The sequence below is a fragment of the Cupriavidus sp. CuC1 genome (assembly GCF_044627735.1).
Taxonomy (GTDB): Bacteria; Pseudomonadota; Gammaproteobacteria; order Burkholderiales; family Burkholderiaceae; genus Cupriavidus; species Cupriavidus ulmosensis.
Genome location: NZ_JBIUHC010000060.1, coordinates 48159 through 58062, shown reverse-complemented (window position 1 = coordinate 58062; position 9904 = coordinate 48159). Strand labels below are relative to the sequence as shown.

The following is a 9904-nucleotide window of genomic DNA, read 5'->3' as shown; positions in this document are numbered from 1 at the left end:
TTCTTTGCCGCGCAAAGAAGAGTGACCGGCAGCCCCCGCAGGGGGATGTCGTATGGCCCTTGGGTGCAAAAACCAACGCCGCCCAAAGAAACAGCGAACCAAACACGCATACAGGCCATTGGGCCCAAAAACCAACGCCGCCAAAAGAAACAGCGAAAGACCCGCGCATGGAGGCACTTGGGCCCAAAAACCACCACCACCAACATCAATCCCAAGCCCCCCACCAACCCACTCTAGTCCACCCCCACAAATCCCCCCGTCTGATGCGCCCACAGCCGCGCGTAGAGCCCCCCACGCGCCAGCAACTCCGCATGCGTGCCGCTCTCGGCAATGCGGCCGTTCTCCAGTACCACCAGCCGGTCCATGCGCGCAATGGTGGAGAGCCGGTGCGCGATGGCGATAACCGTCTTGCCCTGCATCAGCGTCTCCAGGTTCTCCTGGATGGCAGCCTCCACTTCGGAGTCCAGCGCCGAGGTGGCTTCATCGAGGATCAGGATGGGCGCGTTCTTGAGCAGCACCCTGGCGACGGCAATGCGCTGCCGCTGGCCGCCTGAAAGCTTCACGCCACGCTCGCCCACCTGCGCATCCAGCCCCGTAGCCCCATGCGCATCGCGCAAGCGCGGAATGAACTCGCCGGCATGGGCGTCGTCGGCCGCGGCGAGCAGTTCGGCCTCGCTGGCGCCGGGCCGTCCATAGCGCAGGTTGTCGCGGATCGAGCGGTGCAGCAGCGACGTATCCTGCGTCACCATGCCGATCTGCGCGCGCAGGCTTTCCTGCGTGACGCCGGCAATGTCCTGGCCATCGATCAGGATGCGTCCTCGCTCCACGTCGTACAGCCGCAGCAGCAGGTTGACCAGCGTGGACTTGCCGGCGCCGGACGGGCCGACCAGGCCGATCTTCTCGCCCGGGCGCACCACCAGGTCGATGTTCTCGATCACGCCCGAACCCTTGCCGTAGTGAAAGCCCACGCCTTCGAAGCGCACCTCGCCGCGCGTGACGCGCAGCGCTTGGGCATCGTCGCGATCGCCTACCTTGCGTGGCGCGGCGATGGTCTGCAGGCCATCCTGGACCTGGCCGATATTCTCGAAGATGCCGCTGATCACCCACATGATCCAGCCCGACATGCTGACAATGCGGATCACCAGCCCGGTCGACAACGCAATCGCGCCGATGCTGACGTGCCCTTGGCTCCATAGCCACAGCGCCAGCCCGGTAGTGCCGGCGATCAGCATGCCATTGAGCGAGGTCACGGTGAAATCCATGGCGCTGACCATGCGCCCGGACAGGCGTGCCTTGTCGGTCAGGTCGGCCATGGCTTCGCGCGCGTAGTCTTCTTCATGGCGCGTGTGGGCAAACAGCTTGAGCGTGGTGATGTTGGTATAGCCGTCGACGATGCGCCCCATCAGCCGCGAGCGCGCGCCGGTGGCCGCTACCGAGCGCGCCTTCACGCGCGGCGTGAAGTACAGCATGGCGGCTACGTAGCACGCGATCCACGCCAGCAGCGGGATCATCAGGCGCCAGTCGGCCTCGGCGAACAGGTAGAGGGAGCTCGCGGCGTAGATCACCACATGCCAGATCGCGTCCACGGCCTGCACCGCCGAATCGCGCAGCGAGAAGCCGGTCTGCATGATGCGCTGCGCGATGCGCCCGGCAAAGTCGTTCTGGAAGAACGACAGGCTTTGCTTGAGCACGTAGCGGTGGTTCTGCCAGCGCACCAGGTTGCCCAGGCTCGGGTTGATGACCTGGTGCACGAGGACGTCGTGCAGGCCGGTGAAGAGCGGGCGCAGCAGCAACGCCACCACCGCCATCCACGCCAGTTCGGCGCGGTGGCGCGCGAAGAAGTCGGCGGGCGGCGTTGCCTGCGCCAGGTCGACCAGGCGGCCAAGAAAACCGAACAGGGCGACCTCGATCAGCGCGCCGGCCAGCCCCACCGCCAGCAGCAGCGCGAAGACCGGCCACACCTCGAGCAGGAAATAGGCATAGAAGCGCCATATCTGGCTGGGCGGCTTGGTGTCGGGGAGGGGGCGGAACGGGTCGATCAGCCGTTCCAGGAAACGCATCAGCATGGGAGTCCAGGTTCCGCGGCGACCGCATCATCCGGGGCGCCGACGTGCTCGCAAGGGCCGTATCGATGCCATTGGCATGCGGCGGATCAGTAGCATGATACAGCGTCGATATCCGCACCCGCAGCAAGGGATCCCTGTGCGATCCGGGCTCAATCAGGGCCTGGTCGCGCACCCTCAGGCCGCGCGCCATGCCCGGGCGCGGCGCCATCCGCGCCGCGCATTGGCTCGGTCACGGCAAGGCGTGCCGGCGACAGGCCGCCGCATTTAAGCGGTTAGCACTTTCTGTCGCCATTGTCGTTCAGGTAATCACAAGCGCACTTTCTTGGCCGTTCCTGCGAGTTGTCCTCGGGAATACCCCAATTTCTTTGGGCTTGTATATACAACACTATACATACCTAGAACAGCTAAACAGGCCAGCTCTCCAGCCGGCCTTATTGAACGAAGGAGTTGCCGTGAGCCAGACCCCCCGCTTCCGTGATGTAGAGATCCGCGCCCCGCGTGGCAGCCAATTGACTGCCAAGAGCTGGCAGACCGAAGCGCCGCTGCGCATGTTGATGAACAACCTCGACCCGGAAGTGGCGGAGAACCCCAAGGAACTGGTGGTGTATGGCGGCATCGGCCGTGCTGCGCGCAACTGGGAGTGCTACGACAAGATTGTCGAGACGCTCAAGACGCTGAACGACGACGAAACCCTGCTGGTGCAGTCCGGCAAGCCGGTCGGCGTGTTCAAGACCCACAGCAACGCCCCGCGCGTGCTGATCGCCAACTCCAACCTGGTGCCGCACTGGGCCACCTGGGAACACTTCAACGAGCTCGATGCCAAGGGCCTGGCCATGTACGGCCAGATGACCGCCGGCAGCTGGATCTATATCGGCAGCCAGGGCATCGTGCAGGGCACCTACGAGACCTTCGTGGAAGCCGGGCGCCAGCACTACAACGGCAACCTCAAGGGCCGCTGGGTGCTGACCGCTGGCCTGGGCGGCATGGGCGGCGCGCAGCCGCTGGCCGCCACGCTGGCCGGCGCCTGCTCGCTGAACATCGAATGCCAGCAGGTCAGCATTGATTTCCGCCTGCGCACCCGCTATGTCGACGAGCAGGCCGCGGATCTCGACGACGCGCTGGCCCGCATCGCCAAATACACCGCCGAAGGCCGCGCCGTTTCCATCGCGCTGTGCGCCAATGCCGCCGAGGTGCTGCCCGAGCTGGTGCGCCGTGGCGTGCGTCCGGACATGGTCACCGACCAGACCAGCGCACATGACCCGCTCAACGGCTACCTGCCGGTGGGCTGGACCTGGGGCCAGTACCGCGACCGCGCGCAGACCGATCCGGCCGGCGTGGTCAAGGCCGCCAAGCAGTCGATGGCCAAGCACGTGCAGGCCATGCTGGACTTCCAGAAGATGGGCGTGCCCACCTTCGACTACGGCAACAATATTCGCCAGATGGCCAAGGAAGAGGGCGTGGCGAACGCCTTCGATTTCCCGGGCTTCGTGCCGGCCTATATCCGCCCGCTGTTCTGCCGCGGTGTCGGCCCGTTCCGCTGGGCCGCGCTGTCGGGCGATCCGCAGGATATCTACAAGACCGATGCCAAGGTCAAGGCACTGATCCCCGACGACGCCCACCTGCACCGCTGGCTGGACATGGCGCGCGAGCGCATCAGCTTCCAGGGCCTGCCGGCGCGCATCTGCTGGGTTGGCCTGGGCCTGCGCGCCAAGCTTGGCCTGGCGTTCAACGAGATGGTGCGCAGCGGCGAGTTGTCGGCGCCGGTGGTGATCGGCCGCGACCACCTCGACTCCGGCTCGGTCGCCAGCCCGAACCGTGAAACCGAAAGCATGCAGGACGGCTCCGACGCAGTCTCCGACTGGCCGCTGCTCAACGCGCTGCTCAACACCGCCAGCGGCGCGACCTGGGTCTCGCTGCATCATGGCGGCGGCGTGGGCATGGGCTTCTCGCAGCATTCGGGCGTGGTGATCGTGTGCGACGGCACCGACGAAGCCGCCGCCCGTATCGCCCGCGTGCTGCACAACGATCCCGCCACCGGCGTGATGCGCCACGCGGATGCCGGCTACGACATCGCCATCGACTGTGCACGAGAGCAGGGCCTGAACCTGCCGATGATCAACAGCAAGAAGGAAGCCTGAACGTGAACGCGCTGAACCTGGCGCGGCATGGCTGGTGTTGCTGGTGGTGGCGTGGTGTTGTTCGGTGGCCTGGTGGGCTTTTCCATCGTCTCCATGAGCGGGGTGATCCGCTGGCGCGAGCAGGACGGCGTGTTCATCCAAGCATGCGCCTGATGGCCATGGTCGGCTTTATCATGATCGCCGCCTCCGGCTTCGCCGGGGTGATGAACGCGACCGGCGAGGTGGCGTCCCTGGTGCAGGCCTCGACGGCCTTGGTCGGCGACAACCGCGGCGTGGCCGCGCTGGTCATGCTGCTGGTGGGCCTGCTGATCACCATGGGCATCGGCTCGTCCTTCTCCACCGTGCCTATCATCGCCGCCCTCTATGTTCCGCTGGCGCTGAGCTTCGGCTTCTCGCCGCTGGCCACCATCGCCCTGGTAGGTACCGCCGCGGCCCTGGGCGATGCCGGCTCGCCGGCCTCGGACTCGACCTTGGGACCCACCGCGGGGCTCAATGCCAATGGTCAGCACGACCATATCCGCGACACCGTGGTGCCCACCTTCCTGCATTTCAACCTGCCGCTGATCGGCTTCGGCTGGGCCGCGGCCATGCTGCTGTGAGCAGCTGATGGAAGACCGTCCCGTGCGGGCCCAGCCGGGCCCGGATGCGGGAGAGTATCAAGTTCAACGCCACTCACTGTATTCATCATGCCATTCGACACCACTGCCCCCATTGCCGGCGCTCCCGCCGACGCCTCGCAGGCCCCACTGTCCAGGTTCAACTCCATCGCCGCCATCACCATCGGCAACGGCCTTGAGTTCTACGACTTCGTGGTCTACAGCTTCTTCGCCACGCTGATCGGCCGGCTGTATTTCCCGGTATCCGATCCCACCGGGCAGTTGCTGCTGTCCTTCGCCACCTTCGGCGTCGGCTTCCTGATGCGCCCGCTGGGCGGCCTGCTGATCGGCATGTACGCCGACCGCGTCGGGCGCAAGCCGGCGGTGGCGCTGACGCTCTGGCTGATGGGCCTGAGCTCGGTGATCTTCGTGGTGACGCCGACCTATGCCCAGATCGGCATGCTGGCGCCGATCATGATCCTGCTTGCACGCCTGGTGCAGGGCTTCGCCATCGGCGGCGAGATGGGCGCTTCCACGGCATTGCTGCTGGAGTACGCCGACAACCGCTCGCGCGGCTTCTATACCAGCTGGCAGCCGTTCAGCCAGGGGCTGGCGGCGCTGTTCGGCGCGCTGGTCGGCCTGTTCCTGAGCAATGTGCTGGAGCCGGCCGCGCTTGAGGCCTGGGGCTGGCGCGCGGCCTTCGTGATCGGCATCCTGGTGATCCCGGTGGGCCTGGTGATTCGCCGCCGCCTGGAGGAAACCGCGCCGGCGGCCGCGGAATCGGAAAGCGGGTCCACCATGCAACTGCTGCGCGAGCACCGCCGCGCGCTGGTGGCCAGCATCCTGCTGATGATTGGCGTCGCGTCGTCGACCTACATCGTGGTGTACTACCTCAGCAACTACGCGGTCAGCCAGCTGCATATGCCGTTGTCGCTGGGCATCTGGGCCGCTTGCGTGGCCGCCGGCGTGCAAGTGGTGCTGTCGCCGTTCGCCGGCTGGCTGAGCGATCGCGTTGGCCGCCGCCCGGTGGTGCTGTGGTCGCGCGTGGCCTTGCTGCTGATGATCTATCCGGCCTTTGTGCTGATCAACGCCGAGCCTAGCCTGACGCGCCTGCTGCTGGTGGTGGGCTGCCTCTCGGTGCCGATGTCGATGACCTCGCCGGCGTCGATGGTGCTGGTCAGCGAGGTGCTGCCGCAGCGCCTGCGCGCCACCGGCCTGTCGATCGCCTATTGCGTGGCCATTGCCATCTTCGGTGGCTTCGCGCAGTTCTTCTCGACCGAGCTGATCCATCTCACCGCCAACCCCAATGCGCCTGCGCTTTACGTGATCGGGTGCGGGCTGGTCTCGCTGATCGGCCTGGCGATGGTGCCGGAAACCCTGGGCCGCCGCCTGTCATGAGCGAGATGGATCCGTTGGCCGCGGCGCCGAGCAGCGTCTGGCGCGGCCGCAGCGATGCGGGCGAGCTGGGCGACACGCGCCGGCTGTTCAATGTCGTGCGCACCCAAGGCGCCGAACGCGTGCCCGGCGCGCCCGTGCTGCTGGGCTTTTGCTGCGACGCTGGCGTGCTGCGCAATCAGGGCCGTCCGGGCGCCGCCGGGGGGGCGCGCGAAATCCGCCGCGCTCTGGCCGGCATCCCGGCCCATGGCCTCGAAGCTTTCCACGATGCCGGCGACGTAGTCTGCAACGATGGCGATCTCGAGACCGCGCAGCAAGCCTTGGCGCAAGCGGTCGCGGCCGAACTGGATCAGGGTGCCTTCCCTCTGGTGCTGGGCGGTGGCCACGAGATCGCCTGGGGCACCTGGCAGGGGCTGCGCGCGCATCTCGATGCGCGCGGCGACCAAGGCCGCGTGCTGGTGATCAACCTCGATGCGCACTTCGACCTGCGCACCGGCCGTCCCGGCAGCTCGGGCACGCCGTTCGACCAGATCGCGCAGGCATGCCGCGAGCGCGGCCAGCGCTTCGAGTACGCCTGCCTGGGCGTGAGCCGTCTCGGCAATACCGCCGCGCTGTTCGCGCATGCGGATGCGCTTGGCGTGCACTACGTCGAGGACGTACAGATGCAGGAGCGGCACCTGGACGCGCGGCTTGCCGAGCTGCAGGGCCTGATGGATGCGGTCGATCACGTCTACCTCACCATCGACCTGGACGTGCTGCCGGCGGCCGTGATGCCAGCGGTCTCGGCCCCGGCCGCCTACGGCGTGCCCCTGCCGGTCGTGGAGGAGGTGGTCGCACTGGTGCGCGCCAGCGGCAAGCTGCGCGTGGCGGACCTGGCGGAGTTCAATCCACTCTATGACCGCGACGCCTGCGGCGCACGGGCCGCGGCACGGCTGGCGTACCGGTTGATGGCGTGAGTGTCCTGTTGGGCTGCCGCCACTTTGTTGCCGGGCAGGATATCCTGCCCGGCCAATCACGCGATGGATCTGTCAGTTACGGCATGTTGTACAATTGAAATGTACATGTCGGGCGGGGAGCATCGCTATGCAGACTATTCCATTCTCGGAGGCAAGAGCGCATCTGGCAGATGCGCTACGCGACGTTGAGAGGGAGCAGGAGCCCCTCCTTATCTCCCGGCGCGGACAGGCCGCGGCGGTGTTGATGTCTTGGGCGCAATATCGGCAGCTTGCCGGATCCTCATCCGGCTTCCTCGCGCGCTTGATGGAGTGGCGTAAGGAGCATGTGCAACTTGAGGATGAAGTTGGCCCATTTGACGATTTGCGTCAAGCCGGCGGGGGGCGCGACTTCACATGGTGAACGCCGTAAGCTGGTTGCTGGACACCAACATCGTTTCCGAGGCGATGCGGCCACGGCCGGATGCCGGGGTCATGGCGAACCTGTCTCGATTTGACGGCGAACTGGCCATCCCGGCACCGGTCTGGCACGAGCTTCGATATGGCTGGCTGCGTATGCCAGAAGGCCAGCGCAAGGACGCGGTCGGCCGCTTTGTACAGGACGTTGTCAGCACCTTGCTTGTCTTGCCTTATGACAACGCTGCTGCGCGGATCCATGCCGATCTGCGCAGTTCGCGCGAGCGGGCTGGGTTCACCTTGCCCTTCGTGGATGGGCAGATCGCATCCGTTGCAATGGCGCACGGCCTGACGTTGGTGACGCGCAATACCAGGGATTTCGCCGAGCTGGACGGCTTGCGGCTGGCGAACTGGTTTGAGGACTGAGTGCCGGTGCGAGCACCGGGCTATCGCTGCCGCTACTGTCAGCGCGCTGGCCCCGTCCCCGAAAGGGCGGGGCCATTTTCATCATGGCAGCCCGACACAGCCGCTCAATGAATCACCATCTGCGTGAACGGATGCACATACGCCTGCAGCGTAATGAACAGCCCGACCAAAACCGCCAGCGCGATCGAATGGAAGAACACATAGCGCAGGATGTCGCCTTCGTGGCCGTACCACTTGGTGGCGGTGGATGCCACCACGATGGACTGCGCGTCGATCATCTTGCCCATCACGCCGCCGGAGCTGTTGGCCGCTGCCATCAGGACCGGTGACAGCCCGAGTTGCTCGGCCGTGGTCTTCTGCAGGCCGCCGAACAGCACGTTGGAGGCCGTGTCCGAGCCGGTCAGCGCGACGCCCAGCCAGCCCAGCATGGTGCCGAACAACGGGTAGAACACGCCGGTATGGGCAAACGCCAGCCCCATCGTGGCATCGAGGCCCGAGTAGCGGGTCAGGTAGCCGATGCCGAACATCGCGCAGATGGTCAGCAGCGAGTACTTCACCAGCTTGATGGTTTCCCAGTACTCCTTGATCAGGCGCGGTACCGAATAGCCCATCAGCAAGCCGCCCAGCACGGCCGAAGCCAGGATGCCGGTGCCCGCCATCGACAGCACGTTGAAGTTGAACACGGCGGCTTCGGCGATCTCCTTGGGCACCACCGGCGGTACCTTGAGCACAGCCTTGTCAAGTCCGGGAATCGGGTACTTGAATTGCCACAGGCCATCCATGAGCTTCTTGAATTCCGGGACGCCCCAGACGAAGACAAAGACAGTCAGGATCACCCACGGCATCCAGGCCTTGACCACCGAGATGCCGACGGAAGCCGCATTGGCGCGCGCTTCGGCAGCCACGGCTTCGGGGTCGTCGACCTTGGAGTCGTCATGGCGGCCCAGGATCTTGGTGGAGGTCCAGATTTCCTTGGGCTTCCAGACCTTCAGGAACAGCGCGAGGCAGCCCATCGAAACCAGCGCGGCGATCACGTCCACCAGCCAGGGACCGTGGTAGTTCGACACCAGGAACTGCGGAACGGCAAAGGTGACGCCGGCCACCAGGATTGCCGGCCAGATCGCCAGCATGCCGCGGAAACCCGCGAACGCCCAGATCAGCCAGAACGGCACCAGCACCGAGAAAAAGGGCAACTGACGGCCGACCATGGCCGACAGGTGCAACAGGTCCAGGCCGGTGACCGAGGCCAGCCCGATCAGCGGTGCGCCCAGTGCGCCATAGGCCACCGGCGCGGTATTGGCGATCAGCGCCAGGCCGGAGGCGGCCAGCGGCGAGAAGCCCAGGCCGATCAGGATGGCGCCGGTGACTGCCACCGGCGTGCCGAAGCCGGCCGCACCCTCGAAGAAGGCGCCGAAGCTGAAGGCGACAAGCAGCAGTTGCAGGCGGCGGTCTTCGGTAATGCCTGAGATCGAATTCTGCAGCACCTTGAAGGAGCCGTTGATGGTGGTCAGCCGGTGCAGGAAGATGATGTTCAGCACGATCCAGCCGATCGGGAACAGGCCCGACACGATGCCCAGGCCGGCGGCCTTGCCCGCCATCTCGGCAGGCATGCCGAACACGGCGGCTGCGATGATCACGCCGACCACCAGCGCCAGCCCGGCGGCCAGGTGAGCCTGCAAATGAAAGAAGGCCAGCGAAGCCAGCAGTACGGCGACAGGAATGCCGGCAGCTAGCGTTGACAACGCCATGCTGCCTAGCGGGTCATAAACTTGACTCCACACGATGAATCCTCCTCGGGTTATGCGGCAGGTACTCTTCTGACTGCCCCGGCCTGCCGTTCCGGTTCTTGTCCTGGCGTGCTGTCCCAGCCGCGCTACCGACAAATTCTCGATTTTAAGGATGGGTTCCCGCCGCACCGCCCTAAATCCGGTCAC

General features: G+C 65.8%; 9 protein-coding genes. 7 read left to right on the top strand and 2 right to left on the bottom strand.

Features of this window, described 5'->3' with window-relative positions:
• Positions 1-233: 233 nt before the first annotated feature.
• Positions 234-2066: an ABC transporter ATP-binding protein gene (locus tag ACGLHR_RS24645; RefSeq protein ID WP_400096731.1), complete on the bottom strand. Its 1833-nt coding sequence runs from the start codon at positions 2064-2066 to the stop codon at positions 234-236.
• A 452-nt stretch (positions 2067-2518) separates the two neighbouring features.
• On the opposite strand from ACGLHR_RS24645, the gene hutU reads away from it, so the two are divergent.
• The 7 genes from hutU to ACGLHR_RS24610 all read left to right on the top strand — a co-directional run bounded on the left by hutU (position 2519) and on the right by ACGLHR_RS24610 (position 7970).
• Positions 2519-4204, top strand: coding sequence for a urocanate hydratase (hutU, locus tag ACGLHR_RS24640; RefSeq protein WP_318234767.1), 1686 nt, complete (start codon positions 2519-2521; stop codon positions 4202-4204).
• A gap of 27 nt (positions 4205-4231) precedes the next feature.
• Positions 4232-4357 carry a hypothetical protein gene (locus tag ACGLHR_RS24635; protein WP_400096730.1) on the top strand — a complete coding sequence of 42 codons (126 nt, stop codon included), beginning with the start codon at positions 4232-4234 and terminating at the stop codon, positions 4355-4357.
• Positions 4348-4803 (top strand): Na+/H+ antiporter NhaC family protein, encoded by a 456-nt coding sequence (locus ACGLHR_RS24630; protein ID WP_400096729.1) that lies wholly within the window; start codon positions 4348-4350, stop codon positions 4801-4803. Before ACGLHR_RS24635 ends, ACGLHR_RS24630 begins: the two co-directional genes overlap by 10 nt.
• 87 nt (positions 4804-4890) lie before the next feature.
• Positions 4891-6198, top strand: coding sequence for an MFS transporter (locus ACGLHR_RS24625; RefSeq protein ID WP_400096728.1), 1308 nt, complete (start codon positions 4891-4893; stop codon positions 6196-6198).
• Positions 6195-7151 (top strand): formimidoylglutamase, encoded by a 957-nt coding sequence (gene hutG / locus ACGLHR_RS24620; RefSeq protein ID WP_400096727.1) that lies wholly within the window; start codon positions 6195-6197, stop codon positions 7149-7151. Before ACGLHR_RS24625 ends, hutG begins: the two co-directional genes overlap by 4 nt.
• Positions 7152-7278: 127 nt before the next feature.
• Positions 7279-7551 (top strand): type II toxin-antitoxin system Phd/YefM family antitoxin, encoded by a 273-nt coding sequence (locus tag ACGLHR_RS24615; protein WP_400096726.1) that lies wholly within the window; start codon positions 7279-7281, stop codon positions 7549-7551.
• A complete protein-coding gene (locus ACGLHR_RS24610; RefSeq protein WP_400096725.1) occupies positions 7545-7970 on the top strand; it encodes a type II toxin-antitoxin system VapC family toxin in 426 nt (141 codons plus the stop codon). The genes ACGLHR_RS24615 and ACGLHR_RS24610 overlap by 7 nt, the downstream gene beginning before the upstream one ends.
• Positions 7971-8074: 104 nt before the next feature.
• On the opposite strand, the gene ACGLHR_RS24605 is transcribed toward ACGLHR_RS24610, so the two are convergent.
• Positions 8075-9751 carry an L-lactate permease gene (locus ACGLHR_RS24605; RefSeq protein ID WP_400096724.1) on the bottom strand — a complete coding sequence of 559 codons (1677 nt, stop codon included), beginning with the start codon at positions 9749-9751 and terminating at the stop codon, positions 8075-8077.
• Positions 9752-9904 lie beyond the last annotated feature (153 nt).